Genomic DNA, 24,975 nt, shown 5'->3' with positions numbered 1-24,975 from the left:
ATCGCCCCTGGCGACCGAGGGCCCAAGCCCCCGCCCCGGCCGCTTCCAGCCCTACAGCGCCAGGAAGTGGTGCACCTCCGGCTTGCCGGGCCCGATGTGGAAGCGCAGCGCCTCGCTCTGCAGGTCCGCGTCGGCATGCGACACGCGATGGTGCTGGCGCAGGTGCTCCGCCCAGGACTCGACCAGGAACCACTCCATCACCCGCTCCGGGTCGGCCGTGTGCTCGTGCACGCCCCAGGCATAGGCGCCGTCGCGGCGGCGTTCGAGCGACAGGCGCTTCATCGCCTGCAGGAAAGGCTCGCGGTCCTCCTTGCGGATGCGGTACTCGACCTGGATCATCACCGGCCCGCGGTCGTGCGCCACCGGCTCGGCCAAGAGCGGCTCGGGCCAGTGGTGCGAGGCCTGCAGGTCAGCCTCGCCGGCCGGCAGCCGCACGCGATGGAAGACGAGGCCCGCCACCACCAGCCCGACGGCGCCGGCCACCAGCGTCATCGGCACGCCGATCTGCTGCGCCACCAGGCCCCAGCCAAGGCTGCCTGCCGCCATCGCGCCGTTGAACACCGTCAGGTACACGGCCAGGCCGCGACCGCGCACCCAGTTCGGCAGGATCGACTGGGCCACGCTGTTGAGCGTGGTCAGCGCCACGATCCAGCCCAGGCCCAGCACCAGCAGCAGCGCCACCGCCAGCCACTTGGGCGGCGCGAAGACCAGGGCGCCCATCACCGCGGCGGTGAGCAGCGAGGCCAGCAGCATCATTCCGTCGGCGTCGAGCCGGGCGCGCAGCCGGGGCATCACCAGCGCGCCGCCGATGGCGCCGGCACCCACCGAGCCGAGCAGCACGCCGTAGAAGCCGGCCGAGCCGCCCAGCATCTGCCGGGCCACCAGCGGCAGCAGCGCCCACACCGAGCTCGCGAACAGGAAGAACACCGCCGCGCGCAGCAGCACCACGTGCAGCTCCTTGCTGGCGCGGGTGTAGCGCAGGCCGGCGCGGAAGGCACCGAGGAAGTTCTCCGACAGCGCCGTGTCTTCCGCCGGCGGGCGCTTCCACCACAGCAGCGCCGCGATCACGAAGACGTAGCTCAGCACGTCCACGCCGTAGGTGGCGGCCGCGCCGAAGCTCGCGAGGATGAGCCCGCCCGCCGCCGGCCCGATGGAACGCGCGATGTTGATGCCCAGCGAGTTCAGCGCCACGGCGCCCTTCAGGTCGGAACGCGGCACCAGCTCGGGCACGATCGACTGCCAGGTCGGCCCCATCAGCGCCGCGCCGATGCCGCCCACGAAGGTCAGCGCGATCAGGTATTGCACGGTGAGCGCACCGGTGTGCGAGAGCACCAGCAGCGTGCCGCTGACCGCGGCGAGCACCAGTTGCACGAAGATCAGGAAGCGCCGCCGGTCGAGGATGTCCGACAGGACGCCGGCCGGAATGGCCAGCAGGAAGATCGGCAGCGTCGCCGCCGTCTGGATCAGCGCCACCGCCGTCGGGCTGGCCGACAGGTCGGTCACCAGCCACGAGCTGGCCACGTCGCGCATGAAGCTGCCGATGTTGCCGAGCACCGTGGCTGCCCACAGCACCGCGAAGACCGGCTGGCGCAGCGGCGCGAAGGCGCCGGGTTGCGCCGCGGGCGCGGTCGTGCCTTGCGAGGTTTCAGACATGTGCACGCTCCTTCAGGTCGTGCCAGGCGACGAGCAGGAAGCCGCCGACCAGGCCCAGGTGTTCGAAGAAGGAGTTTGCCGCCATGAAGCGCTCCTGCCCCACCGGCATCTGCCAGAAGCGCAGCGCCACGAAGGTCGCCATCAGCGTGAATCCGCCGAGCGCCAGCGCGCCGAGCCAGCGCAGCCGGCCGGTGAGGATGAGCGCCGAGGCGCCCAGCTCCAGCACGATCACCGCCAGGGCCAGCGGCCCCGCGGGCGACAGGCCGAAGTGGTTCATTTCGCCAAGGGCCGCGTCGAAATCCATCGCCTTGTTCAGGCCGCCCTGCAGGTAGGCGGCGCACAGCAGCAGCAAGGCGATCCAGCGCAGCAGGGGTGCGGTTGTCCAGCGCATCGTCATCTTCCTCATACCGCCCAGCAGGCGCAGCCGAGCGCGCCCCAGAAGCTCTTGAGGTCGCCAACGGGCAGCTTGCTGCTCCAGGCCGTGGCGTGGCTGTGGCCGTGCACGTTGCAGTTGTTGGCGCAGGAGCAGGACATCGCGGCCTTCCGCATCGAGTTCTGCATTACTTTCTGCAGCGGCGCGCCCTCCTTCTGGTCGGCCCAGCCGGCATAGCCGCCGAAGGTGCGCGCGGGCGACCAGTCGGGCATGGCGGGTGGCACCGAGCCCTCGTCGTGCGAGGCGAAGGGACCGGCGCCCCAGACCACCTTGCCGCCCACCATGGTCAGCAGCGCGGTGGTGTCGGCGATGTCCGATTCGGGGCAGGCGAAGAAGTCGCGGTCAGGCACCACCAGGTCGGCGAGCTGGCCGGCCTGGATGCGGCCCTTCCTGCCCTCCTCGTTCGAGAACCAGGTTACGTTCTCGGTCCACATGCGCAGCGCCTGTTCGCGGTCGAGCAGGTTGCGCTGCGGCGTGATCTGCAGGCCGCCCACCGTCTTGCCCGTGACCAGCCAGGACAGCGACACCCACGGGTTGTACGAAGCCACCCGCGTCGCGTCGGTGCCGGCCGAGACCTTCAGGCCGCGCTCCAGCATGCGCTTGACCGGCGGCGTGGCCTCGGCTGCGGCGGCGCCGTAGCGCTCGACGAAGTATTCGCCCTGGTAGGCCATGCGGTGCTGCACGGCCACCCCGCCGCCGAGCGCAGCAATGCGGTCCATCGACTTCTCGGAAATGGTCTCGGCATGGTCGAAGAACCAGTTCAGGCCGGCCAGCGGGGTGTCCTTGTTGACCTTCTCGAACACGTCGAGCGAGCGGCTGATGGTTTCGTCGTAGGTGGCATGCATGCGCCAGGGCCAGCGGTTCTGCGCCAGGATGCGCACCACGCCTTCGAGGTCGCCTTCCATCTCGGGCGCCATCTCGGGACGCGGCTGGCGGAAGTCCTCGAAGTCGGCGGCCGAGAACACCAGCATCTCGCCCGCGCCGTTGTGGCGGAAGTAGTCGTCGCCCTGCTTGTATCTGGAGTTGGCGGTCCAGTTCAGGAAGTCTTCTTTTTCCTGCTTGGGCTTCTGCGTGAACAGGTTGTAGGCCAGGCGGATGGTGAGCTGGCCATCGTCGGCCAGCTTGCGGATGACTTCGTAGTCGTCGGGGTAGTTCTGGTTGCCGCCGCCCGCGTCGATGGCGCCGGTCACGCCCAGGCGGTTGAGCTCGCGCATGAAGTGCCGCGTGGAGTTGAGCTGGTAGTCGAAGGGCAGCTTCGGGCCCTTGGCCAGCGTGGCGTAGAGGATGGCCGCGTTGGGCTTGGCCAGCAGCAGGCCGGTGGGGTTGCCGGCGCTGTCGCGCACGATCTCGCCGCCGGGCGGCGCGGGCGTGTCTTTCGTGTAGCCCACGGCGCGCAGCGCGGCGCCGTTGAGCAGCGCGCGGTCGTACAGGTGCAGGATGAACACCGGCGTATCGGGCGCCACGGCGTTCAGCTCTTCGATGGTCGGCAGGCGCTTCTCGGCGAACTGGTGCTCGGTGAAGCCGCCCACCACGCGCACCCACTGCGGCGCGGGCGTGACTGCCACCTGGCGCTTGAGCATGCCCATGGCGTCGGCGAGGCTCCTCACGCCGTCCCAGCGCAGCTCCATGTTGTAGTTCAGGCCGCCGCGGATGATGTGCAGGTGGTTGTCGATCAGCCCCGGCAGCACGCGCCTGCCCTGCAGGTCGATCACGCGGGTGGCGCCGCCGGCCAGCGGCAGCACCTCTTCGGCGCGGCCGACGCGGGTGAAGCGGCCGTCCTTGATGGCCACGGCCTCGGCCACCGGGTTGGCGCGGTCCAGCGTGGTGAAGCGGCCGTTGTGCAGGATCAGGTCGGGGGTTTCGGTGTTGGTGGACATGGTGTCGGAGAAGGAAGCGACCGCGAGGCCGGGAGCTGCGAGGGTGGCGCCGAGTGCTCCGAGGGAGCCAAGGAGACGGCGGCGGTTGGAGTCTGCGCGCGGCTTCATGCGTCGCGCCTGCCGGAGGACGGTGCTTCCGCCGTGGGCTGGGCGCACTTCGGCAGCTCGCCGAACACGTGCGGCTTGACCTGGTGGTGCAGCCACGAGGTGGCCACCGCCTCGGGCTTGATCACGCTCTTGATGAGCGGCGGGATCTGCTCGCCGAGCAGGATTCCCAGAAGCCCCACCAGGGCGATGACCGGCGGCGCCGGCGAGCGCACCTGGAAGAGTGCGTAGATCACGCCGACCAGCAGGCCGAGCGCGAGCGACAGGACATAGGGCTTCATGATCTCGTCGGCCTCGGTGTCGTCTATCAGCCTTCGTGGGCGCCAAACATCGTTTTCGCGTAGGTCACGCCCAGACCGTAGGCACCGCCCACCTTCTTCGCGATGCCCGTGGTGAGTTCGTAGGTCTCGCCGCGGGCCCAGTCGCGCTGCAGCTCCAGCAGGTATTGCAACGAGGTCATCGGCTGCGCGCCGGCCTGCACCATGCGCTCCATCGCGCGGTTGTGCGCCTCGGCCGACACATCGCCGCAAGCGTCGGCGATCACATACACCTCGAAGCCCTGGTCGAGTGCCGAGAGCGCCGGGCCGACGATACACACGCTGGTCCAAAGGCCCGACAGCACGATGCGCGGCTTGCCGATCTGGTTCACGCGCTCGATCACGGCGGCGTCTTCCCAGGTGTTCATCGAGGTGCGGTCCAGCATCTTCTGGCCCGGGAAGGCATCGGTGATCTCGCTGAACATCGGGCCCGAGAAGCTCTTCTCGGCCACCGTCGTGAGGATGGTCGACACGCCGAAGCCGGCCGCCGCCTGCGCCACCAGCGCGGCGTTGTTGCGCAGGTTCACGGCGTCGATCGAGTGCGTGGCGAAGGCCATCTGCGACTGGAAGTCGATCATCACCAGCGTGTGGTCGGAGGGGGTCAGCAGCTTGGAACCGGCGGTGGGGGTGGCTTTGATGGACATGTGAAAAACTCCTGCGGGTTGGTTGAATGTTCGATCTGATTCACAATTGCTTTCGGAGAGGAATCTCCTTGGCATGGAACGAATCATCGAGGCCATTGCGGTCGTCATCGACGAAACTTTTCATCTTCAATGATCGAATTTTTCGAACATTGCTTTTCCACCCCTTCTTCACCCTCGCAGGCCACCGCATGCTCAAACTCAGCCTGGAAGCCATCGAGATCGTCGACGCCATCGCGCGCCACGGCTCCTTCGCCGCGGCCGCCTCGCATCTCAACAAGGTGCCCTCCACCATCTCCTACGCCGTGGGCAAGCTGGAGGAACAGCTCGGCATGCTCCTCTTCGAGCGCAACGGCCCGCGCGTGAGCCTCACCGCCGCCGGCGAGGAAATGCTCAAGGAAGGCCGCTGGCTGCTCGGCGCCGCGAGCGACCTCGAATCGCGCATGCGCCAGATCGCCACCGGCTACGAGTCGGAAATCCGCCTGGTGCACGACTCATTGATTCCCACGCAGGCCCTCATCGACGACATCCGCGCCTTCGAAGACCTGCGCTGCGGCACGCGGCTGCGCATCGGCTGCGAGGCGCTCACCGGCAGCTGGGAGGCGCTGCGCGAAGGACGCGCCGACGTCGTCATCGCCGCCGGCGACGGCCCGGCCGGCGGCGGCTACCAGGCCGTGACCGTGGGCAGCCTCGACTTCGCCTTCTGCGTCGCGCCCTCGCACCCGCTCACCCGCCTGGGCCGGCCGCTGCAGCGCGGCGACCTGCTGGAGTGCAACGCCATCGTGGTGGGCGACAGCGCGCGCACGCTCTCGGAGCGCACCGTCGGCCTGCTGGCCGGCCAGCCGCGCATCACCGTGCCCTCCATGCCCGCGAAGATCGCCTGCCAGGTGGCCGGCCTGGGCCACGGCTTCCTGCCGCGCGCGTGCATCGTCGACGAGCTCAGGCGCGGCACGCTGGTCGAACTGCCCACCGAGGAGCCGCGCCCGCCCGAGGCCTTCTGGCTGGCCTGGAAGACCGGCGCGCAGGGGCAGGCGCTGCGCTGGTGGCGCGAGCGGATGAACCGCAAGCTGATACCGGCGCTGCTGCCGCGGTCGAGCTGAGACTTGGTCGACCTTAGGATTGCGCGATTCAAGGAAGAAAAGACGCCCGCATGAGCCACTGGAAAGCGCTGGAGCCGCTGATCGTCGAAGACGCCACGCGTGCACTGCGCGAACTGCTGAACCAGAACCCCGGCGAGCGGTTGTATGCCGTCGCCTTCAGCGGCATGTACCGTGAACTCGACGGCCCGATCTATCTGCCTGCACTCTCCGCCAACAGCGTGAGCGCCCGCGAGGACGAGGACAGCGGAGACTTCTGGTCGGCCGAGTGGAACCCGGCCGACTGGCGCTGGGACGAGATCCAGTTCTCCAGCCCGGCCCTGGATGCGGCCGCCGACGCTGCCTGCGAGCTCACCCGCGACGAAACCCGCGAAGGCTGGCTGCTCGCCGAGCGGGAATGCATCGACATGCTCGTCTCGGCCGCGCGGAAACTCCGGGCCGCGCTGGGCGATGCGCCCCAGCTCACACCGGACTTCGTACTCTTCCTGCACGACGACGAGGACAGCCTTGACCTGGCGCGCCGCTGCATCGGCGATGCCGCGTTCCAGGCCCTTTTTCCGAAGGAAGCGGTGGCGCAGCGGGAGCGCATGCGCGTCGCGTCCCTGCCCGTCGAAGAGCGGGTGGCCTGGCTTGTCGGGCGTCTCGGCCGCTTCGATGGCAAGCCGGTCGATGCCGAGGACGCGGAGCAATGGCTGATCGACATCGGCGCACCCGCCGTGCCGGCACTCGTCGAGCAGCTGGCCCGACCGCGCGGCAGGTTCGGCAGCGACGCCGCCAGGGTGCTCGGGCGCATCGGGCTGGCGACGCCCGAGGTGCTGGACGCGCTGCGCAAGAGGCTGCTCGCGCGCGGCGACAAGCCCACGCACGCCTGGTGCGCCGCGACGCTGGCGTACCTGGGCGACAGCGAATGGCTCTTCGGGCGGCTCGCCGAGTGGCGCGGCGAGCCCGAGCGGGCGGCAGTCGCCATCCGCGGGCTCTGCGCCCCGTATTCGTCCTTTCGCGATCCGACGCCCGTGGCGCTCGACTACCGGCCGCTGGAAACCTTGCTCTCGGGCTCCGCGGCCGAAGTCGCCGTCGTGCACGACAAGCTCAAGCCCGGCAGCAGCTACTGCACGCTGCGCGCCGGGGAACTCGACGAGGCTCTGCGCGGCCTGGCTTCCCCGCACGCCTTCGTCCGCCGGCATGCGGCCAGCCTGCTGGACGAACGGGGACTGGGCGCCGAAGCCGGCGAGCGCATCCTGCCGGCGCTGGCCGATCGCCTCGCGCACGACGAGGATGCCGACGTGCGCTGGCAAGCCGTTCGCGGCCTCATGGCGTGGAAGCGTGCGGCACTTCCGTGGCAGGCGCAGGTGCGACACGCCGGCCTCCACGACACCGACGAGCGCGTGCGCGAAGCCGCCCGGCAGTGCCTTGCCGATCAGGGCAGCGCCTGAAGGCGGGTGCGCTCAGCCCGCAGCGCGCAGCTTGTCCAGTGCCCGGTCGAGGAACGCGAGCCGGTCCTGTCCCCAGAAGCGCTCGCCGTTCAGGATGAAGGTCGGCGCGCCGAACACGCCGGCCTCCACCGCCTCGGCGCTGTTGGCGCGGTAAACCGCCAGCACTTCGGCCGACTGCTCCATCGCCTGCAGCGAGGCGCCGTCGTAGCCGTTCTCCTCGGCCACGCAGATGCGCACCTCGGCCTTGGAGGTGTCGCGCTCCTCGGCCCAAAGGGCGCGCAGCAGCGCGTGCGACAGCGGCTGCGCGTCGAGGCCCTGCAGCTGGGCGGCGATCACCATCCAGCCGGGGTACTTGTTCCAGTTCGGGTCGGTGGGCGCGCCCTTCGGGTAGTGCGCGGGCTCCAGGTTCATCGGCATGCCGAGGTAGTCGCTCCAGCGCGCGAGTTCGAGCGCGTGGTACGTGCGGCGCGGCTCGGGCCGGGTCTTCAGCGGGATGCCGCCGGTCTGCGGCACCACGGCCTGGAAGTCGTAGGGCTTGAGCGCGAGCCGCACGTGGTGGCGGCGCACGATGTCCTGGAGTTGCGGGCCGCCGAGGTAGGCCCAAGGGGAGGAGAGGCTGTAGTAGCAGTCGAGCGCGATCATGGCTTCGATTATCTTCAGCGCATGCCCGTCGATGCTGCAACTCTCCCCCTTCTCCCCTTGGGGTCGGCACAGGCACCGGCGAAGCGATGAAGTTCCCGGCCTTTCTCTTCTCGCTGTTCCTCTCCAGGCTCGCCGACCAGATCCTGCTGTTCCTCGTGCCGCTGGTCGTGTTCCAGGTGACGCAGGACGTGGCGTGGTCGGGCTATGCCTTCGCGGCGGAGACGCTGCCGCGGTTCCTGTCGTTTCCGATCTGCGGCGCGCTGTGCGATAGGGTGTCGCCGCTCAAGCTGCTGCGCGGCAGCCAGATTCTTCGCGCGCTGGTCTGCGTGCTCGGCGTGCTGGCCAACGAGGCCATGGGCGGCATCGGCTGGCTGGTGGGCCTCTCGGCGGTGTGCGGCGTGCTCACCACCCAGGGCGTGATGGCGCGCGAAGTGATCCTGCCGCAGATCGCCAACGGCAACCGCTTCGACAAGGTGCTGGCGTATGCCCAGACCGCCGAGCAGACCGGCACCGTGCTCGGCCCGCTGGTGGCCGCGGCGCTGTTCGCGCTGTGGCCATGGCAGGCGGTGGTCGGCGCGGCGGCCGGTTTCTTCCTGCTGGCCGACGTCGCGACTTCGTACTGGCGCCGCGGCAACCCCATGCAGCTGCACGAACCGCAGGGCGAGCCGGGCCACATCCTGCAGCCCATCGCGACCGCGCTCGGCCATGTGCTGCGACTGCCGGGTTTGTTGCGGCTGACCATGCTCACCTCGGGCGTGAACCTGATGCTCGGCACCACCCTCGCCTCGTCCGCCGCGATGGTCACCGGGCTGCACCAGCGCTCGGCCACCTACTACGCGACGCTGCAGACCCTGGGGGCCGTGGCCAGCATCGCGATCCTGCTGGCGATCATCCGCGGATCGATCCCGCTCAAGCGCATGGGCGTCACCGCGTACGCGCTGGTCTTCGGCGGCGGCCTGCTCACCGCCGCGAGCACCAGCCATTGGGGCTATGCGGCCGGCTTCCTGCTCGTGGTCGGGTTCGACAAGATGTTCAGCATCTACATCCGCATCCACAGGCAGCGGATCATTCCGGCGCAGGACTACGGCAAGACCACCGGGGTGATCGTGCTGCTGAACAACCTGACGCAGCCGCTGGCGGGGCTGGTGGTAGGGGCTCTTGCGGATTCGGTGCATGCGCGTGGGGTGATCCTTGCGCTGTGCATGGTGGTGGGAGGCATCGGCCTCGCCGCCGCCGTGGCGGCAGGCAGGCTGGCCAGGGCCGCGAAACCCTGACGACAGGCCTCGCTCCCCTCGTCCGTCAGGACGCCTTCCAGAAGATGTAATCCGCCTGGTACTTCACGACCTGCTTCTGTCCCTTAGTGGCCGGCGTGCAAGGCACCGCCGCCGGTGCCACGCCTCCTTGCAGCGCCACGCGCTGGATGTAGGTCACGCCCGTCATCGCACCGCTGCCGACCGCCGGATTGGCCTTGACCAGCTGGAACGGCAGGCTCGTCGGCCCCGAGGGCGCCACCGCCAGCTGCGTGGCCGTGAGCTTGGAGCCATCGTTCGACTCCCACGTGGCCGGCGGGCCGTAGTACTTGCCGACCTGCTTGCCGCCGCGATCCCACAGCTTGGCGTCGGGACCGACGAACACCCACTCGGTCTGCCCAGGTGCATTCGCCTTGTCGCGGCATTCGTAGGTGATGTCGCCTTTGCCCACGGTTTCCATGGCGACCTTGTTGCCGGCGGGGACCTGGATGGTCGGCGGGAGCGTGGACTGGTTGAAGGCGGGGGCCATCGAGCCCGAGGGCATCGAGCCGCATGCGGCGAGCAAGGCAATGGCCGGGGCGACGCCGAGCGCGGCGACGAGACGGGTGGTGTGCATGAAGGTTCTCCTGGTTGTCGGTAGATGGGCGGACAGCAGCAGCTCCTCGCTGCTGGAGGCTGTACGTACCGCGCGGCGGATCGGATGCAGCGCACCGGATTTCACCTTTTCTTCATGGGGGTAAGCCGCCCGGATCGAATACGAGCCGGGCCGTGAAATACGAACGGTCGATTGACGATGGACAACAGTGGTTTCGATCGCTGGCGGGTACACCTCTTGGGTCGATCGCGACTATTCGGTGGCCGGACCGCCGAGAACGAAGTTGCGTCGAAACATCTGTTCATGCAGCAGCGTCGTTGGAGCGCAGGTCAATCACAGGGAGCTACGTGTCTCCATACTCCATTCCGAAGAACGTTCGAGGTTCCGTCATGCGTCCCGGCGAATACAACAGCAGCTCCTATGTTGCAGGCCTGCTGCGGAGCGTGATGGGTCACGTGCCCATGGTGTCGGCGCCTGGATATCAGACCCCAGGTTAAGAGAACCCCATGCCTGGCCACTATTACAAGGGCGAGGCGATCCGATGAGCGCACGCTGGTGGCTACCACTGAACATGCTGGCGTGGACCGTGGCGATGCCCCTGCTCAGCCTCGGCATGCGCTACCTGGACGAGCAGCGAATCCTGGCGATGTCGGAGTCGGTCGTGGCGATGGGAGTTTCTGCGCTGCTGCTGTGGGCCGTCTTCATCTATGTGAAGTTCGTTCCATCTGCGTCCGGCCTATCCCACCGCATCGGATACCTCGTGGCTTTCTTCGCCATGATGACTCTGCTGGGTGCCGCAGGCCTTTGGCTGACTTTCCTGACCATCGTCGCCGTCTACGGGCTGTGACGCCGATAAGAGGCGCCGCAGAGCCTGCGCTGCGGCGCCGAGCAACCCGCTACCGCCGACCTGCCCTCACCCCCTGCGCCACCAACGTCAACACAGCAAATCCAAGAATCACCCACACACCCGAATAGAGCATTCCCAACTCCGTCCCAGGCGCAATCGCCGCAGTCAGCACCGCCAACCCGCAAGCCCCACCCACCTGCAGCGAACTGTTCAGCAGCCCCGCGGCCAGTCCCTGCTCCTCATCGGCCACGCCGTTCGTCCCCGCCACCATCAGCGCCGAGATGCTCAGCGCGAAACCCACGCCCCACAGCACCGATGCGGGCAGCAGCACGCCCCACAGGTCGGGCTCGGGGCCGATGCGCAGCATCAGCAAGTAACACGGCACGAAAGCCGAGAGCCCCACCAGCAGCACGCGCCTGACGCCGAAGCGGCTGATCAGCGCGCCGATCTTCGGGCCGACGAGCACCACCATCAGGCCCGCCGGCAGCAGCACGAGCGCCATCTGCCACGGCTTCCAGCCCTGGATGTTCTGCAGGTACAGCGCGATCAAGAATTGGAAACCCATCGCCCCGCCGTACAGCAGCGCGGCGCTGATGTTGGCGGCCACCAGTCCGCGGTTGCGGAAGATGCCCAGCCGCACCAGCGGCTCTTCCACCGTGCGCTCGATGACCACGAAAGCCACCAGCAGCGCCGCTGCCACCGTGAAGCCGATGATCGTGCGCGGCGACGACCAGCCCGCCTCTTCCACAGACACCACGGTGAACACCATCAGCAGCATGCCCGCCACCAGCGTGACGGCACCGCCGATGTCCAGGCGCGGCCGCTGCTCCCCTTTCACGCGAGGCGCATCGGGCGGCAGGTAGCGCAGCGCGGCCAGCAACAGCAGCAGCGCGACCGGAATCGGCAGCACGAAGATGTAGCGCCAGTTCAGCGCCGCCAGCAGCCCGCCGATGAGCAGGCCCGACGAGTAGCCCGAGGCCTCGAACAGGTTGAAGATGCCGAAGGCCTTGTTGCGCGCCGGCCCTTCGGCAAAGGTGGTGGTCAAGAGCGACATCGCGGCCGGCCCGGTGAAACCCGCGGCCATGCCTTTGACAAAGCGCGAGACGATCAGCAGCCCCGCGTCGGTGGCGAAGGCGCCGCCCACCGACACCAGCGCGAACACCGCCAGCCCAGCCACCAGCACGCGCCGGCGGCCGAACAGGTCGGCGCAGCGCCCGCCCAGCAGCAGAAAGCCGCCGAAGGCCAGGATGTACGCGCTGACCAGCCACTGCGCCGTGGCAGCGCCGATGCCGAAGGCCTGCTGGATCTCGGGGATTGCCACCGCGATCATCGAGATATCGAGCCCGTCGAGCAGAATCACGCCGCTGAAGATAAGCAGCGCGATCCACATGCGCGCGGGCCAATGCAAGGGGTCGTGGTTGTCGGCAGTGGCAGCAGCGCCTTCAGCAGTGCTCGCGCCACTTGGGTTGTTCAGGCTGGCAGACATCGTTCGTTCACTCGCTTCTTCGTTCAGTTGATTCGCCTGATCCTCCCGTGCCGCTCGCGGCTTGGGAAACGAGTAGTTCTCAACGAAGCATCAAACAGGGCTTGAAGATCGATCGATCGACCGGCCGATCGGCACGAAACCACCATCACCATGACCAGCAACAGCGCCACCAGCACGAACCGCATGCTCCCCGGCACGCGCGCCCTGCGCACCTTCGAGGCGGCCGCGCGGCACCGCAACTTCACGCGCGCGGCCGACGAACTGGGCCTCACGCCCGCGGCCGTGAGCTACCAGATCAAGGAGATCGAAGATCAGATCGGCGTGGTGCTCTTCACGCGAACCAGCCGCAGCATCCAGCTCACGCCCGCTGGCGCCGTGATGTTCGAGGCGACTGCCGACGCGCTCGACAACCTGCACCGCGCCGCGGGCCGCGCGCGCAAGCTCACGCGCAGCGCGGCGCAACTGCGCGTGTCGCTGAGCGCGCGCTTCGCCACCAACTGGCTGCTGCCGAGGCTGCCGAAGTTCAGGGCCGCGAACCCGGGGCTGGAGTTGAGCTTCGACATCACCGACGAGCTGCGCGACTTCGAAGCCGACGACATCGACGTCGCCATCCGATTCGGCACCGGCAGCTATGAAGGCGCGCGCGCCGACCGGCTGTTCGACACCCTCATCGTGGCCGTGTGCAGCCCCAGGCTCCTGGAGAACGGGCCACCGCTGAACGAGCCGCACGACCTTCTGCGCCACAACCACACGCTCTGTTATGTCGACTGGAAGACCGACGCCATGACCTGGCCCGACTGGCGCATGTGGATGGCCGCGGCCGGCGTGGACAGTGACATCGACGACAGCCGGCTGATGGGCTTCACCGATTCGAGCTTCGTGGTGCAGGCCGTGCTCGAAGGCGCCGCCGTGGGGCTGGCAGACCTGGACCTGATCGCGGGCGACCTGGCGCAGGGGCGGCTGGTGCGGCTGTTCGACATCGGCGTGCGCATGGAGCAGCCTTATGCGTACTACCTGGTATATCCGCAGGAGAGCAGCGAGGACGCGCGGGTCGTGGCGTTTCGGGAATGGATGCTGGGGGAGATGAAAGATCGCGATATCGGGCAGCCAGGCAAGTCGGCCACCGCATGAACGTGGCTTGCTCCGGACAGCCGCCCAAAGCGGAGAATCGAATGCCTCCGCACGCGGTTCTTTCGGGCCGCATTCCTTGCGTGCCGGCATTTCGCAAAGGCTCCCATGACCCCGACGATTCGAGAAACCCGGCGCGCCAGCCGGCTCGCGCTTCCACAAGCACTGGCGGTTGCCTCCGCGCTCTCATTGGCCTTGCTGTGCCCGGCCGCCACGGCTGCCACGCCCAAGGCCCCGCCGAAATTCACCGACTACCCGATCACCGCGCGAGATCAGCCCCGCGCAGGCCCGCACCCGCCGCTGCGGCTGACAACCCGAACGGCCCGGCGCTACACCACCGTGATCCACAACGCCTACAAGGAGCCGCCCAACTTCGCCGGCCATCTGCGGGTGGCGAGCTGGGGATGCGGCACCGATTGCCGCAACTTCGCGGTGCTCGACCAGAACACGGGCCAGGCCTACACCCTTCCCGGCGTCGATGCGATCGCGGGCGCCATGGGTAACGACGACGAACGAGTGGATTTCCGGCTCGACAGCCGGCTGCTGATCATCTCCGGCAGCTTCAACGAGAAGCCCCTGCAGGGCAAGTTCTACTACCTGTGGACGGGCCAGCGCCTCCAGCGGATCTTCACCGGGCCGCTGCCCGTGGAGGCGATCGACACCTCTCCAGTGGAAACCCAGACACCCGCGCGCTGAGACAAGGCCCGGATCGCCCGCAACGCGTGCCGCGTTTCTCTTCAAAAGAACCGAAAACTCCAGCCAGCGTGAAGAACTTGTAGCCGGTTGACGTTGGTCCACAGTGTCAACACGCGCATCGCTCTACAACTCCCCGACTCGACAAGGGAGGTTTCAGGATGATGCGCAAAGTTGTATTGGTCGGCGATCCGCCGGCCGCAGGCGGGAGGGTGCTGCCCTACGACGGCCCGATGGTCGATTTCTTCGGGCATCGGCCCGCGCTGATTGGTGGCAGGGCGTACTGCGAAGGATGCAATAGCGTCGGCATCATCGCGAAGGCGGGAGGGCCGCGACGGCCGCAGTTCATATCGGATATAGCGCTGGAGGGGGATGTGGTGGTGTGCCACTGCCCGGTGCCGCAGCCACTCCTGGCTTCGCTGCAACATTCAGTGGATTACGACGACGGCTCGAGCATGGCGCACAGAGTTTTCAGCGCCAACCTGGCTACTTCTTCCGGATGGTTTTCCGGGGACCGCGAGACCGTCGCTGCTAGCAAAAAGGTGGTCGACTCTGCCGTGAAGCATCCGCGCGAAGCCGAACAGACTGAGAACATCTGCCCGAACATGACCAACAAGCAGTTCTGCGAAAAGATGCTGGAATTGCGAGACAAGGCCATTCTTCTCATTGCGGAGAAGCGTCTTCCCGAGTTGGCGCGCTGGAATGCGAACGATATGTCGAGGGTGGAAGAGTGGTTTGGTATTGCGGACCAATCGATGCGCGAATACCTGCAGAAAGGCTTGGCCTCGTGCGAATCCGTCCTGAGGGGGATGAACTGCAAGAACTTCATTCGCCTTACACCTGAAGGGAAAGGGCTCCGCTGTATCGTTCCCCCCTACGACAATGAGACGGTCGCGATGGTCTGCAAGCCGGACCTCGCAACGCGGACGATCGCAATCAATGTCCCGTTTTGCGATCTGCGGGACCTTTCCGCGACCCATGATTCGCAGCTCTCGACGCTCATCCATGAAGTAACCCACTTCGACGACACTTTCAGCAGCTTCGACAAGCTTTATCACCTGAGTCAATCACGTGCGGCAGCAAGAACGGACCCAGCAGGAATGAAGACAAACGCGGACAGCATTGCCGGCTATGTTGTGTGGGGTGAGGTTTTCTATGCGAGCTAGGTGGCTGCTGACACTGACTCTGCTCGCGGCCAGCAGCCACGTCGCTGCATGCCAGCGAATCATTCAGATTACTTTGGCCTTTGCCGATGGCTCTGCTGAGCTCGATCGCACCCAACTCAAGCGGTTGGCGGAGTGGGTCGATCGTGCCGACGCGATGTATGCAATTTACGAGAGCGCCGGCGTAGAAGCAGGTGCGACGGTCAAGTTGCCAGGCAGAACCTCGGAGGACGCGATGCGCCTCGCAAGAATGCGAGCCGACAACACGACGCACGCGCTGAAAGGTCTCTTTCCCGTGCCCATCGGCGTCGAGCAGTTTGCACATAGCTATCGAGAGAGAAAAGATGCAGACCTTGTAGTCAACGACTTTGCGGCCATACAGCTATATCCGAACCTGAAGACCTCGAAACTACCGGGCTGCAATCCCGGCCAACCCGATGGTTTGGAGCGTTGATGCGAGTGCAGGCCGACCTGCCGACACATCGAGCACGGCGTCGAGCCGAGGCTTCGAAATGAAAGGCTGCTGGCCAACTTTTCCGAGATACCTTCTTGCATCTCTTGCTCTTCTGCTTGCGCCAGCCGCATGGGCTTGCAGCCCGAGCAGAAGCATCGGCGTCGTGTTCGAGCGGAACTCGGCGACCGTTCCGGCCAAGGAGGTTCTCAAGCTCGCCAACTGGACGGCGATGCTCCGATTGCAGTATCCAAATCGCGAGTCGCTTTTTCTTTCAACGCAAGCGGCATTCGGCGAGCACGATGCGAGCGATCTGGGGGTGAAACGCGCCAGGAACGTCGCAAGAGTCCTCAGGGAAGACTTGCAATTCGACGTGCGCGAAGTCCACTTGCCCACCAAAGGGTATGTCGCCGCCATGCCGGCTCCAGAAGGAAGCGACCTGGTGAAGCGCGTCGATATCGATTTCCTTCCGGCCTGCCCACACGAATGCCCGTGCCAAAAGGGTGACCCTCTCTACAAACCGCCGGCCCCGCAAAGATGAAAGAGCAATTCGAATCCACGCTGCCTCGCGGAAGATGGATGTGTGCGGGCGTCGCCCTCATCTGCACTATTGCCTTCAAAGGGGCCATTGCATGTTCTTTTGGTGGGCTCGAACGCGAAGTGCAGTTCCCGCCGACCAGCACGCGCCTCAGGTCGGAACAGGTCATCTCTCTGACAAACTGGTTCATCGAGCAGAAGGACATACGCAGGGCGACGCACGGCATATACCGCGCCGACATCTTTGCGTTCGCGATCAAGGGCGATGCCGATTCGTCGAGAAAGGCTCATCTCCGGCTTGCCGAAATCGCCGGCCTTCTGAAGACGCTCAGCGACGGGACTTCTTTCGAAGTGGAAACCCATGTCGATGAACTCGAAAACCCGTCGACAAGGCGCCTGGAGCGCCTGGACAGGCTGCAAGCCACGGTTCAACCAGCTTGCGCCAAGACACGCTCATGCTGCAAGTCGATTGAAGGCCCAGCGGCGTCGTCCAAGCAGCAGTAAGCCCATGTACGTGGAGGACCTCGGAAGTACTAGCGATCGCAGCTGCGCTGGCGCTCGATCTTCATCGCCATCCGCTCGTTCTCGTGCTGAACGCACATGGACATGGCCATCGGCTCGAGCGATCCGCCACCGTAAGCCTTGGCAGCGCTGCGTTTGCAGCCTCGATCACGCTCGGCTGCCCAACGGGCGATCCTGGCTTCGAGCCGGTCCTTGCAGGCTGGCAACTGCTCTGACTTGTTGGCGACAGCGTGCTGAAGAACCAGGTCCGCTGCTACAGCATCGCGGTACGCACAGATGTTCATCGCGGACTGACTGGCATCGCAGTTGGAGAGGGGGCCGCGCAGCGCATCTTCGGTCAACCCGGAGCGATGCGCCAATGCAGCCAGCACTTCTTCGGGGCTGGGTTGGTACTTCGCGTGAGAGGAAGAAGACGCAGCCGCGCCTGCCATCGCGAACACTCCCAGCAATAGCGTAACTACGCGCTTCATCGTGCAGGCCTCGTGTTAGGTTGTGTGGGCCGAAACGGCGCAGTCTCTTCAAGCCGACGGTTTGCCAAGCCCTGCGATCGGATGGCCCGCAACCTACGGCCCTGAGCATCACGCGGACGCACAAAAACGTTGTTGTTCATGTGAGTCACGACATCGGCATCGGCTCCTCGGTTGGCTGCGTCAAGTACAGACCTTGCGCCCCTCACGCCGAGGTTGAAGGTGTAGCTCACCAGCGCGTCGAACTGGGCTTGCGTAAGTGTTTGCCTGTTTACATGCCGGCGCACTCCGGCCTCGGCAGTGTGCAGCCTGGCCGCCAATTGGGCATCGACCTGCGCGGCTGTCACCGGCCGCACCAGTTCTTCCGCGGTGCAAGGGCCGTGATGCGCGAGAGCACCGACTCCAAAGGTGCAGTTGTTCGCCAGATCGTTGTAGTACTGAAGGCGAACGTCCTCGCGACGGCGAAGCTCGGCGCGCCCACTCGCGCTCATAGACATATTCTCATTGGCCATTTCTACTCCCTTAATCTCATTCAGTGGCTCATGCTTGAGTCGCCGAGGGCGCCACTATTTTTTGTCTTGACCTACTCGACGAAGGGCCAGATCTGGCCCTCGCAAAATCATAGCGACGCGTCGAGATGAGCTCACAGATACAACCTGCGCAAATTCGTCGTCTGCGTGCGCAATCGCTTAAAAACGCCGACGCATCTGTCCATGAAGAGCGTCATGGCTGAGTGCCCGAAACTCGACACCCCGATACCAAGCTCCGAGCCGGGACCCACCAGTGCGGGAGCATTTCTTCAAGGGAGAAACAATTCGATGATCAATGTCTGGGCACGTCTTCTTTTCAACGTGCTGGCGTGGTTCCTTGCGATGCCGGCCATGTTCGTGGCTGTGGGGGCGCTGGACGAGCGCAAGTTCCAGCCACTCTTCGAGAACATCGTCCCGGTCACCGCCGCGATCCTTTTTGTATGGGCGGCCTGGATCTATTGGCGCTTCGTTCCGAGCACCCCCCGAATCTGGCAACGTATCGGCTATCTGACCGCTTTTCTGCTGGGCATGTATCTGCTTGGAGCCGGCGCGCTGTGGGTAACCTTCTGGGGCATGCTGATGATCCACGGCGCTTAGCGGCCTCAGATGCCGGCGCAGCACCGAGGAACGACTTCGAAGAGCCCTTGCACATCCAAGCCTCACCGCGCAGCCCGCGCGGGGACGATCAGCCGGCCAGACCGGCTGCCCGAATGAACAGCGGACTCTTCGCCGCCGGCTACCTCAAGCGAGGCCCGGCTTGCGCCCTTGCAGCGCTTCGCGCACCGCACCGGCCGCGAGGTTGATGGCTTCGATGCGCGCCGTCAGCGCGTCGTTGAGCACACCGAGCAAGGCGCTCAGCTCGGTGCGACTGGGGGTGAGTTCCTCGCTGTCGTTCAGGGCGCTGGTGTCGACGAGCTTCCTGAGCGCGGCATAGGCGCGCATCACGTCGTTGAGGTTCTCGGCGTCGTCGCAGGCTTGTAGGGCGAGGTCGTCGAGGTTGAGGGGTGTAGATAGAGCGCTTGACTGCGCTGACGCGGATGCAGATTCAGCCATGTATGGCCTCCCAGAACTTCGGTTTTGCAACAACCGCCGCAACCGCTTCCAAACGATGGCGGCAGCTCGAACGGGTTGGAAGACCGGGAAGCTCTGACGAGAACCGGCAAGGCTCGCGCCTTCCCGTTCGAGCCGCCAAAACTGGAGGCGCAAACAGAAAAGCCGCAGACCAAGTGCGGTAGCTGCGGCTTTCGTCGCAGAACTTCGACGGGCTTCCAAACCCGATCGCGCTTTTTTTGCGCGATGGGCCAGTATATCTAGGGACTAGATCATGACGTCGATGAACAGTCCAACAGCTGCCGAATGGGTGTAAGCCAAGGGGCGAGTTCTCGCGATTGCGAGCTACGATCAGAAAAAAACGGAGGTTGGAACGTGATCGACGTAAGAAAACTTGCTGGGCAAATATTTCGAGGTTGGACTGTTCGAACAGAAATCGGACGAGGTGCCGACGGCATCGTCTATGTGGCCTCGCAAGAAGGACGGGAGGTGGCTCTCAAGCTCTTTTTCCCTGAAGCTGTTCAGAAAAATGGCCTTGGCGAGGAACGTGAACGCTTGGAATTGCAACTTGGCCTCGTTGGTGAGAAACATCATCCGCACCTTGTTGAGATTTACGAAGGTGGGATTGATGAAGAGACTCAAACCCTGTACTTGGCCATGGAATATGTGCCCGGCAAGTCGCTAGACAAGATACTTGACGTCCTCCCGCGCCAAGCAATTGCTCCGCTCTTGAAGCAATTAGCCGATGCAGCGAAGTTCTTGCACGACCGAGGCCTCGCACATCGAGATATCAAGCCAGCAAACATCGTCATCAGCGAGGATTTCTCAACGTTGACTCTTCTCGATCTCGGTGTTGCTACTCGCGATGTTGAGAACGCCGATGAGAAGCAGCTCTCGGGAGATGAATTTGTGGCATCTGTCCGTTACAGCCCGCCCGAATTTGTCTGGCGAAACGAAGCGCGCGCGGAAGAAAACGCCTGGACGGCGATCTCTTACTATCAGATAGGCGCCACATTGCATGACATGTTGATGAGGAAGCCAATCTTTCAAGGTTTCGACGCACCACGAGCAAAGCTATACGACGCTGTGCGCCTGAGAGCCCCAGAGATAGAGGCCTCCGATTGCGAGCACTGGCTCTCTCAAGTTGCAAGAGCATGTCTAGTTAAAAGCTGGCGCGAGCGACTCAAGATTGTGACCTGGGAGATGTTTGCAGGCCCCCCTCCCACGGGAGGTGAAACGACGCTCAAACTCCTGGACATTCGCTTGAGGCAAGTTCTCGCCGACCAAGAAAAAATACGGATGGCTGAGGAGAAAGTGGGACAGCCACGGCCCGACAGAGCGCAGGAATTATGGAGGCTGCAAAGCGACACCTTCTTGCGCGTACGGCAATTTCTTATGACGACTGACGTTTTCCCTCGTTTTAGTGGGACTCATGAACCCAGCGGCAACGGGACATATACCCTCAGATACCAGTTCGAAGCGAACGATGACTTGCTATTCAAGCAGTCTCTACATATAGAAGTTGTCTTCGCCGCAAGCCCTGCCACGCAGCTAACTACCGATTTGACATTAATTGCCTCAATCGATGGGCTGGAAATCTCTCGTTCGTCTTGGTCTGAGGCCTTTACAGTTGAAACCGCCGCCGACCTGTGTCAAAGAGCTTTGGTGCAAATTGCCGAGAAAATGATTGAAGGCCAATAAGGGGAAAAAAGATGGCGCACACATTTTGGGTAAATGACAAACAACTCGATGCTGAGCAGGGCATGGCGATTCAGGGCCAAAAGGAAGACGCGAGCTTCTTGCTGCGCGGTCCTGCAGGTTCCGGAAAAACGAATGTCTTGCTACTTCGTGCAAGATGGCTGAAATTTAAGAAGCTCAGCCACATTCGTATAGTCGTATTCACCTCAAGCCTTAAAACATTCATGCAGGAAGGCTGCGTTCAGTACGGCATCGAGCCTGAGTGCGTAGTGACTGGCATGCAGTTCTTTCGCGACCTTCTAGTTGAATATCATGTGGAATTCGAGAAAACAGGAGATTTCGAGGAAGACCGTGTTCTTCTCGCCGGAAAAGTAAAAGCTTTGATTGAATCGCAAAACGTACCCGATATCTATCAAGCAATCCTTGTCGATGAGTCCCAGGACTACACAGATACGGAGTTACTCATCTTCCGGCGATTGACGAAACGTTTGGTCCTTGCAGCGGACTCGCGTCAATCTATTTACCGTATCACGCACACAGCTGGATTGCCGGAGCAACTGGTTCAGGAGAATGTACTCACATTGAAGTATCACTACCGCAGTGGATTCAAACTCTGTACGGTTGCCGATGCGATATTGAAAGACAACATCAACTTTCCGCCAATGAAAGGGGAGTGCAAGTATGACGAAGAAGCCCGTCCATCATTGGTCGAACTCCACGAATTTCCGACATTTGCCGATCAGGTGCAAGCAATACTCCAGAAGCTCCCAGGCCAGCTAGATTTGTATCCGGGTGAGAAAATAGGAGTCCTGTTCCCCAAGCGTGAGCAGGAGTCTGAATTCGCACAAGCGCTCGCTTATGCAGGCCTTCAACAGGATCGCATCTGGAGCGACACGCTGCACGGCGGGAAGGGGTGGGAGTTCCGAGCCGTTCACATAGGGGGATGCGAAGCGCTATATAAGATGGGTCCTACCCAAAAACGACTTGTTTACACTGGAATCTTGCGCGGTCGTACTGCCGCGAATCTTTACTACTCCGGCAACGTCCCCGGCTACCTCGACAGTGCCATCGCGCAGCTTGCGCCCCCTCCTGCGGATCCCGAGCTTTCACAACTGTTCGGGTAAATTTATGACTGAACAGAAACTTCGATCTTTACGTCAGATATTTGAAGAAGATCAACAACCAGGCAAAAGAGTCGGAGATCTTTTTTCTTCGACCAAGGTGCAAGAGCAGACCTCCCATCTTTGCATTTATGAAGATAAAGATGCCCTTGGCCTACCAGTTGTTGTGATTCCTGCCGACAACGATTTAGAGAGCTTCTTCGCAGACATCGCGACCTATTTCCCTGAGCGCGCGCCCATCTCAGCGTACGCACATGTGGTGAGTGAAGCGTCATATCGAGCGTTATCGATACAACCGAAAAATCGTGGCAAAAAGTCGCGCGACAAGCGAGAGATTTCTGCACTAATCGGATTAATCCTTGGCGAAGCGTTGTCAATGCAAAAGGGCGCTGGCAGCCAAACTGCCCTCCCCAGTTATTCCTCGTGCAAAAGAACATTAGCTTATTGCGTAGCTCGTGCCGCAATCCTCTACCCGAATCTCTTGACATCGGAGGTTGTTACTCGTTGGCTTCAAATTCGACAACTAACAGGCATGGATTCATCTGCAACGATAGCTTCTGCTATTAATTGGTCTACAGAGATGATTAAGGGAAATCTCTCAACGCAAGATGACCCTGTACTACAAGATATAGTCGAAACGCTAACTGCATATTTGAAGAGGCAAGTTAAACGCGAGTTCGTGGCAGCTCATCTCACGTCTCTCTATTCTGGACTTCGCGAAGCTGTACCCTTGTTGTACGACGCATACGACAAACGCATTGATGCATTCAGTGCCATTGTTAAAGCGATTCGCGATGAAAGCAGGGGGGAGATTTTAGACTCGGTCAGTCTCGCCTTCTTCTGTAACCTGATACTTCCCGGCTCGTTCTCACACTCCGCCCTTATTGAAAGGCTGCTTCCTGCCTTGCCAGACAGCATGCTTTGGTACGGTCTTTTTGCGGGCTCTTCAGATGAATTTTCACCAACATCTGCTGTTGGCGGCATCACTCAAAAAATCCTTCGCGACCTTGTTTCGCCTTTTGACCTAGCTCAGAGACCAACATGCGATTTATCGATTGAGGAATACGAAGTGCTAGCACGATTGCCTCTACGTGCCGAAGTACTCAAACCAACGCAAGCTAAAGCCGTTTTGGTCTCGCTCTATCCGGGTGTTGAAGTGTATGTAAGGTCGGTAATGGAAGAAGATGAAGGAGGAGAAAGGAATGCTCTTTCGCACATGCTGGCCGAGCGAAATCTTCGTCTTTCTCGAGTCCGGGAACTGCTGCGGCATGCAGATCAAATTCTTGATGAAGAGCGCTATCTAGAGCCATCCAATCGCTCTTCGGCGAGGACAACTAGAAGGCCACGATAAAACCAATGCATTCGTTTGAAACTCTACCTTTCTATCGAGGTTTGTCCAGCGACATCCCACTTGATAGGCCATCGCTACTTCACACGCGTAAGGACCGAAAACCGAGGGATACACCAATCCATTTACATGAAGCTGCGGATGCATGGTTCAAAGCATCTTTTGGAGTGGCATATCGAAGTGAAGCTCTCTTCTTGACACCGAATCGAGTGATTGCTCAGTTCTATGGAAAATCCTCGGACCACTGCGTGCGAGTCATACCGATTGGCGCTTATTCGTACTGCTGGTCGAGTAAGTACGCTGACTTTTTACATCTTGCTAAGGACGCTCCATCCCCGGAGGAGTTGACACGTCGCCTTAACCACTCGGACTACGGAACAAAAAATCTGGCCTTAGCCCACAACAGCGGCAATGAACTAATGCTTCACTGCGATACATATCTAGCAGTGCCCATCGGATTGCTTAAGTCGGGCGACGAACCGATGCCGACATCCAACATCATCATTTTGTGATATTGATCGACTTCTAGAGCCGTTGGTGATTTTGACTCAAGGGGCACATCTGCTATTGCTTCAGAGGCAAGTATCTTCTGCCTTAACCCCCATTTATCCGCAAAGGTAACCGCAAGACACTCCTCCACATCCCCTCAGGAGTGCCCTCATGCCCATCGCCCTACTGGCGCTAACCCTCAGCGCCTTCGCCATCGGAACGACCGAGTTCGTCATCGTTGGCCTCATCCCCACAGTCGCTGCCGACCTCCACATCGGCCTCCCCTCCGCCGGCCTGCTGGTCAGCCTCTATGCACTGGGCGTCGCCATCGGCGCGCCGGTGCTCACCGCGCTCACGGGCAAGCTGCCGCGCAAGGCGCTGCTGCTCGGGCTGATGGCGCTGTTCACGGTCGGCAATCTGCTGGCGTGGCAGGCGCCGAGCTATGAATCGCTGATTGCCGCCCGCGTGCTCACGGGGCTGGCGCACGGGGTGTTCTTCTCCATCGGCTCGACGATCGCCACCGGCCTAGTGCCGAAGGAAAAGGCGGCGAGTGCCATCGCGATCATGTTCACGGGCCTCACGGTAGCGCTGGTCACGGGCGTGCCGCTGGGTACGTTCATCGGGCAGCACTTCGGCTGGCGCGAGACTTTCCTGGCGGTGTCTGCCCTGGGCGTTATCGCCTTCATCGGCAGCTGGGTCTTCGTGCCCGGCAACATCCGCCACACGCCGCCGGCCTCGCTGGCGCAGCAGGCCAAGGTGCTGGCCGAGCCGCGGCTGCTGCTGGTGTACGCGAAGACGGCCATCGGCTATGGCGGCTCGTTCATTCCGTTCACGTTTCTCGCGCCGATCCTCACGGAGGTGTCGGGCTTCAGCGCCGGTGCCGTGGGCTGGGTGATGCTGGTGTACGGCGTGTCGGTGGCGGTGGGCAACATCTGGGGCGGCAAGCTGGCCGACCGCAAGGGCCCGATTCCGGCGCTGAAGATCATCTTCGCGTTGCTGGCCGCGGTGCTGCTGCTCTTCAACTTCGCGGCACCGCACAAGTGGCTGGCGCTGCTGGCCGTGCTGATGTGGGGCGCGGTCGCCTTCGGCAACGTGCCGGGGCTTCAGGTGTACGTGGTAAAGCAGGCCGAGCGCTTCACGCCGCAGGCGGTGGACGTGGCCTCGGGCCTGAATATCGCGGCCTTCAACCTCGGCATTGCCGGCGCGGCCTGGGCCGGCGGGCTGATCGTGACGCACCTGGGGCTGATGCACACGCCCTGGATCGGCGCGCGTGGTGCTGGTGTCGCTGGCCCTCACGCAGTGGAGCGGAACGCTCGACCACCGCGCAGGCATTCCGGTGCGCGCCTCGGGGCCCGTGCCGGTCGGGCACTGAACTTCTTTCTTTCTCTCTTTCCTTTCTGAA

At 63.3% G+C, this 24,975-nt stretch carries 25 protein-coding genes and 1 pseudogene; 15 read left to right on the top strand and 11 right to left on the bottom strand.

Annotated features, from left to right (window positions below):
* Positions 1 to 51 precede the first annotated feature (51 nt).
* The 5 genes from ABL838_RS04780 to ABL838_RS04760 form a co-directional block, all read right to left on the bottom strand.
* The gene (locus tag ABL838_RS04780) at positions 52 to 1,653 is read right to left on the bottom strand and encodes an MFS transporter (RefSeq protein WP_184634707.1); all 1,602 of its coding nucleotides are present in this window, start codon (positions 1,651 to 1,653) and stop codon (positions 52 to 54) included.
* The gene (locus tag ABL838_RS04775; protein ID WP_418124471.1) at positions 1,646 to 2,044 is read right to left on the bottom strand and encodes a DoxX family protein; all 399 of its coding nucleotides are present in this window, start codon (positions 2,042 to 2,044) and stop codon (positions 1,646 to 1,648) included. The genes ABL838_RS04780 and ABL838_RS04775 overlap by 8 nt, the downstream gene beginning before the upstream one ends.
* An 11-nt stretch (positions 2,045 to 2,055) precedes the next feature.
* Complete coding sequence (locus ABL838_RS04770) at positions 2,056 to 3,963, bottom strand: amidohydrolase (protein ID WP_418124469.1); 1,908 nt, start codon at positions 3,961 to 3,963, stop codon at positions 2,056 to 2,058.
* Between the two features lie 104 nt (positions 3,964 to 4,067).
* Entirely contained in the window at positions 4,068 to 4,349 is a 282-nt protein-coding gene (locus ABL838_RS04765; RefSeq protein WP_418124468.1) for a DUF1427 family protein, read from the bottom strand.
* A 26-nt stretch (positions 4,350 to 4,375) separates the two neighbouring features.
* The gene (locus ABL838_RS04760; RefSeq protein ID WP_418124466.1) at positions 4,376 to 5,029 is read right to left on the bottom strand and encodes a hydrolase; all 654 of its coding nucleotides are present in this window, start codon (positions 5,027 to 5,029) and stop codon (positions 4,376 to 4,378) included.
* A gap of 188 nt (positions 5,030 to 5,217) precedes the next feature.
* Here ABL838_RS04760 and ABL838_RS04755 point away from each other — a divergent pair, with 188 nt between their 5' ends.
* Both ABL838_RS04755 and ABL838_RS04750 read left to right on the top strand, forming a co-directional pair.
* Complete coding sequence (locus ABL838_RS04755) at positions 5,218 to 6,126, top strand: LysR family transcriptional regulator (protein WP_418124464.1); 909 nt, start codon at positions 5,218 to 5,220, stop codon at positions 6,124 to 6,126.
* A gap of 50 nt (positions 6,127 to 6,176) precedes the next feature.
* Positions 6,177 to 7,556: a DUF4303 domain-containing protein gene (locus ABL838_RS04750; protein ID WP_418124463.1), complete on the top strand. Its 1,380-nt coding sequence runs from the start codon at positions 6,177 to 6,179 to the stop codon at positions 7,554 to 7,556.
* 12 nt (positions 7,557 to 7,568) lie between these two features.
* Here the strand turns inward: ABL838_RS04750 and ABL838_RS04745 are convergent, their stop codons facing one another.
* Positions 7,569 to 8,198, bottom strand: a complete 630-nt coding sequence (locus ABL838_RS04745; RefSeq protein ID WP_418119158.1) for a 2-hydroxychromene-2-carboxylate isomerase — start codon at positions 8,196 to 8,198, stop codon at positions 7,569 to 7,571.
* An 86-nt stretch (positions 8,199 to 8,284) separates the two neighbouring features.
* Here ABL838_RS04745 and ABL838_RS04740 point away from each other — a divergent pair, with 86 nt between their 5' ends.
* Positions 8,285 to 9,472 (top strand): MFS transporter, encoded by a 1,188-nt coding sequence (locus tag ABL838_RS04740; RefSeq protein ID WP_418124461.1) that lies wholly within the window; start codon positions 8,285 to 8,287, stop codon positions 9,470 to 9,472.
* Between the two features lie 25 nt (positions 9,473 to 9,497).
* On the opposite strand, the gene ABL838_RS04735 is transcribed toward ABL838_RS04740, so the two are convergent.
* Entirely contained in the window at positions 9,498 to 10,064 is a 567-nt protein-coding gene (locus ABL838_RS04735; RefSeq protein WP_369659611.1) for a DUF3455 domain-containing protein, read from the bottom strand.
* Positions 10,065 to 10,584: 520 nt separating this feature from the next.
* On the opposite strand from ABL838_RS04735, the gene ABL838_RS04730 reads away from it, so the two are divergent.
* On the top strand, positions 10,585 to 10,890 hold the full coding sequence (locus ABL838_RS04730; RefSeq protein ID WP_418124459.1) for a hypothetical protein: 306 nt from the start codon (positions 10,585 to 10,587) through the stop codon (positions 10,888 to 10,890).
* Between the two features lie 49 nt (positions 10,891 to 10,939).
* Here ABL838_RS04730 and ABL838_RS04725 read toward each other — a convergent pair whose 3' ends face one another.
* The gene (locus ABL838_RS04725) at positions 10,940 to 12,376 is read right to left on the bottom strand and encodes an MFS transporter (protein WP_418124458.1); all 1,437 of its coding nucleotides are present in this window, start codon (positions 12,374 to 12,376) and stop codon (positions 10,940 to 10,942) included.
* 150 nt (positions 12,377 to 12,526) lie between these two features.
* Between ABL838_RS04725 and ABL838_RS04720 the strand changes: the two genes are divergently transcribed.
* The 6 genes from ABL838_RS04720 (at position 12,527) to ABL838_RS04695 (ending at position 16,852) form a co-directional block, all read left to right on the top strand.
* Positions 12,527 to 13,507, top strand: coding sequence for a LysR substrate-binding domain-containing protein (locus ABL838_RS04720; RefSeq protein ID WP_418124457.1), 981 nt, complete (start codon positions 12,527 to 12,529; stop codon positions 13,505 to 13,507).
* 105 nt (positions 13,508 to 13,612) lie between these two features.
* Complete coding sequence (locus ABL838_RS04715; RefSeq protein ID WP_418124456.1) at positions 13,613 to 14,200, top strand: hypothetical protein; 588 nt, start codon at positions 13,613 to 13,615, stop codon at positions 14,198 to 14,200.
* 158 nt (positions 14,201 to 14,358) lie between these two features.
* Positions 14,359 to 15,363 (top strand): M35 family metallo-endopeptidase, encoded by a 1,005-nt coding sequence (locus ABL838_RS04710; protein WP_418124455.1) that lies wholly within the window; start codon positions 14,359 to 14,361, stop codon positions 15,361 to 15,363.
* A 73-nt stretch (positions 15,364 to 15,436) separates the two neighbouring features.
* Positions 15,437 to 15,814: a hypothetical protein gene (locus ABL838_RS04705; RefSeq protein WP_418124453.1), complete on the top strand. Its 378-nt coding sequence runs from the start codon at positions 15,437 to 15,439 to the stop codon at positions 15,812 to 15,814.
* 163 nt (positions 15,815 to 15,977) lie between these two features.
* A complete protein-coding gene (locus tag ABL838_RS04700) occupies positions 15,978 to 16,352 on the top strand; it encodes a hypothetical protein (protein WP_184634692.1) in 375 nt (124 codons plus the stop codon).
* Positions 16,349 to 16,852 carry a hypothetical protein gene (locus tag ABL838_RS04695; protein ID WP_418124451.1) on the top strand — a complete coding sequence of 168 codons (504 nt, stop codon included), beginning with the start codon at positions 16,349 to 16,351 and terminating at the stop codon, positions 16,850 to 16,852. The genes ABL838_RS04700 and ABL838_RS04695 overlap by 4 nt, the downstream gene beginning before the upstream one ends.
* Positions 16,853 to 16,881: 29 nt before the next feature.
* Here the strand turns inward: ABL838_RS04695 and ABL838_RS04690 are convergent, their stop codons facing one another.
* Together ABL838_RS04690 and ABL838_RS04685 are read right to left on the bottom strand one after the other, a co-directional pair.
* Entirely contained in the window at positions 16,882 to 17,340 is a 459-nt protein-coding gene (locus tag ABL838_RS04690; protein WP_418124449.1) for a lysozyme inhibitor LprI family protein, read from the bottom strand.
* Entirely contained in the window at positions 17,337 to 17,849 is a 513-nt protein-coding gene (locus ABL838_RS04685) for a glycoside hydrolase family protein (RefSeq protein ID WP_418124448.1), read from the bottom strand. The genes ABL838_RS04690 and ABL838_RS04685 overlap by 4 nt, the downstream gene beginning before the upstream one ends.
* A 306-nt stretch (positions 17,850 to 18,155) precedes the next feature.
* Between ABL838_RS04685 and ABL838_RS04680 the strand changes: the two genes are divergently transcribed.
* Complete coding sequence (locus ABL838_RS04680; RefSeq protein WP_418124447.1) at positions 18,156 to 18,464, top strand: hypothetical protein; 309 nt, start codon at positions 18,156 to 18,158, stop codon at positions 18,462 to 18,464.
* 144 nt (positions 18,465 to 18,608) lie between these two features.
* On the opposite strand, the gene ABL838_RS04675 is transcribed toward ABL838_RS04680, so the two are convergent.
* Positions 18,609 to 18,920 (bottom strand): hypothetical protein, encoded by a 312-nt coding sequence (locus ABL838_RS04675; RefSeq protein WP_418124446.1) that lies wholly within the window; start codon positions 18,918 to 18,920, stop codon positions 18,609 to 18,611.
* Between the two features lie 372 nt (positions 18,921 to 19,292).
* Between ABL838_RS04675 and ABL838_RS04670 the strand changes: the two genes are divergently transcribed.
* The 4 genes and pseudogenes from ABL838_RS04670 to ABL838_RS04655 all read left to right on the top strand — a co-directional run bounded on the left by ABL838_RS04670 (position 19,293) and on the right by ABL838_RS04655 (position 24,945).
* Entirely contained in the window at positions 19,293 to 20,618 is a 1,326-nt protein-coding gene (locus tag ABL838_RS04670) for a serine/threonine protein kinase (RefSeq protein ID WP_418124444.1), read from the top strand.
* Positions 20,619 to 20,629: 11 nt separating this feature from the next.
* On the top strand, positions 20,630 to 21,739 hold the full coding sequence (locus tag ABL838_RS04665) for a UvrD-helicase domain-containing protein (protein ID WP_418124443.1): 1,110 nt from the start codon (positions 20,630 to 20,632) through the stop codon (positions 21,737 to 21,739).
* A gap of 4 nt (positions 21,740 to 21,743) precedes the next feature.
* Positions 21,744 to 23,087 carry a hypothetical protein gene (locus ABL838_RS04660; protein ID WP_418124441.1) on the top strand — a complete coding sequence of 448 codons (1,344 nt, stop codon included), beginning with the start codon at positions 21,744 to 21,746 and terminating at the stop codon, positions 23,085 to 23,087.
* Between the two features lie 657 nt (positions 23,088 to 23,744).
* Positions 23,745 to 24,945 (top strand): annotated as a pseudogene (locus ABL838_RS04655) (MFS transporter).
* Positions 24,946 to 24,975: the final 30 nt, after the last annotated feature.

The sequence above is a fragment of the Variovorax sp. 160MFSha2.1 genome (assembly GCF_048305075.1).
GTDB classification, from domain to species: Bacteria; Pseudomonadota; Gammaproteobacteria; order Burkholderiales; family Burkholderiaceae_C; genus Variovorax; species Variovorax guangxiensis.
This window is presented reverse-complemented; position numbering and strand designations above follow the sequence as displayed.

Excerpts from the sequence above, each read along its gene's own strand:
- ABL838_RS04780 (WP_184634707.1), bottom strand. The coding sequence starts at position 1,653 with ATGTCTGAAACCTCGCAAGGCACGACCGCGCCCGCGGCGCAACCCGGC.
- ABL838_RS04775 (WP_418124471.1), bottom strand. The coding sequence starts at position 2,044 with ATGCGCTGGACAACCGCACCCCTGCTGCGCTGGATCGCCTTGCTGCTG.
- ABL838_RS04770 (WP_418124469.1), bottom strand. The coding sequence starts at position 3,963 with ATGTCCACCAACACCGAAACCCCCGACCTGATCCTGCACAACGGCCGC.
- ABL838_RS04765 (WP_418124468.1), bottom strand. The coding sequence starts at position 4,349 with ATGAAGCCCTATGTCCTGTCGCTCGCGCTCGGCCTGCTGGTCGGCGTG.
- ABL838_RS04760 (WP_418124466.1), bottom strand. The coding sequence starts at position 5,029 with ATGTCCATCAAAGCCACCCCCACCGCCGGTTCCAAGCTGCTGACCCCC.
- ABL838_RS04755 (WP_418124464.1), top strand. The coding sequence starts at position 5,218 with ATGCTCAAACTCAGCCTGGAAGCCATCGAGATCGTCGACGCCATCGCG.
- ABL838_RS04750 (WP_418124463.1), top strand. The coding sequence starts at position 6,177 with ATGAGCCACTGGAAAGCGCTGGAGCCGCTGATCGTCGAAGACGCCACG.
- ABL838_RS04745 (WP_418119158.1), bottom strand. The coding sequence starts at position 8,198 with ATGATCGCGCTCGACTGCTACTACAGCCTCTCCTCCCCTTGGGCCTAC.
- ABL838_RS04740 (WP_418124461.1), top strand. The coding sequence starts at position 8,285 with ATGAAGTTCCCGGCCTTTCTCTTCTCGCTGTTCCTCTCCAGGCTCGCC.
- ABL838_RS04735 (WP_369659611.1), bottom strand. The coding sequence starts at position 10,064 with ATGCACACCACCCGTCTCGTCGCCGCGCTCGGCGTCGCCCCGGCCATT.
- ABL838_RS04730 (WP_418124459.1), top strand. The coding sequence starts at position 10,585 with ATGAGCGCACGCTGGTGGCTACCACTGAACATGCTGGCGTGGACCGTG.
- ABL838_RS04725 (WP_418124458.1), bottom strand. The coding sequence starts at position 12,376 with ATGTCTGCCAGCCTGAACAACCCAAGTGGCGCGAGCACTGCTGAAGGC.
- ABL838_RS04720 (WP_418124457.1), top strand. The coding sequence starts at position 12,527 with ATGACCAGCAACAGCGCCACCAGCACGAACCGCATGCTCCCCGGCACG.
- ABL838_RS04715 (WP_418124456.1), top strand. The coding sequence starts at position 13,613 with ATGACCCCGACGATTCGAGAAACCCGGCGCGCCAGCCGGCTCGCGCTT.
- ABL838_RS04710 (WP_418124455.1), top strand. The coding sequence starts at position 14,359 with ATGATGCGCAAAGTTGTATTGGTCGGCGATCCGCCGGCCGCAGGCGGG.
- ABL838_RS04695 (WP_418124451.1), top strand. The coding sequence starts at position 16,349 with ATGAAAGAGCAATTCGAATCCACGCTGCCTCGCGGAAGATGGATGTGT.
- ABL838_RS04690 (WP_418124449.1), bottom strand. The coding sequence starts at position 17,340 with ATGAAGCGCGTAGTTACGCTATTGCTGGGAGTGTTCGCGATGGCAGGC.
- ABL838_RS04685 (WP_418124448.1), bottom strand. The coding sequence starts at position 17,849 with ATGGCCAATGAGAATATGTCTATGAGCGCGAGTGGGCGCGCCGAGCTT.
- ABL838_RS04680 (WP_418124447.1), top strand. The coding sequence starts at position 18,156 with ATGATCAATGTCTGGGCACGTCTTCTTTTCAACGTGCTGGCGTGGTTC.
- ABL838_RS04675 (WP_418124446.1), bottom strand. The coding sequence starts at position 18,920 with ATGGCTGAATCTGCATCCGCGTCAGCGCAGTCAAGCGCTCTATCTACA.
- ABL838_RS04665 (WP_418124443.1), top strand. The coding sequence starts at position 20,630 with ATGGCGCACACATTTTGGGTAAATGACAAACAACTCGATGCTGAGCAG.
- ABL838_RS04660 (WP_418124441.1), top strand. The coding sequence starts at position 21,744 with ATGACTGAACAGAAACTTCGATCTTTACGTCAGATATTTGAAGAAGAT.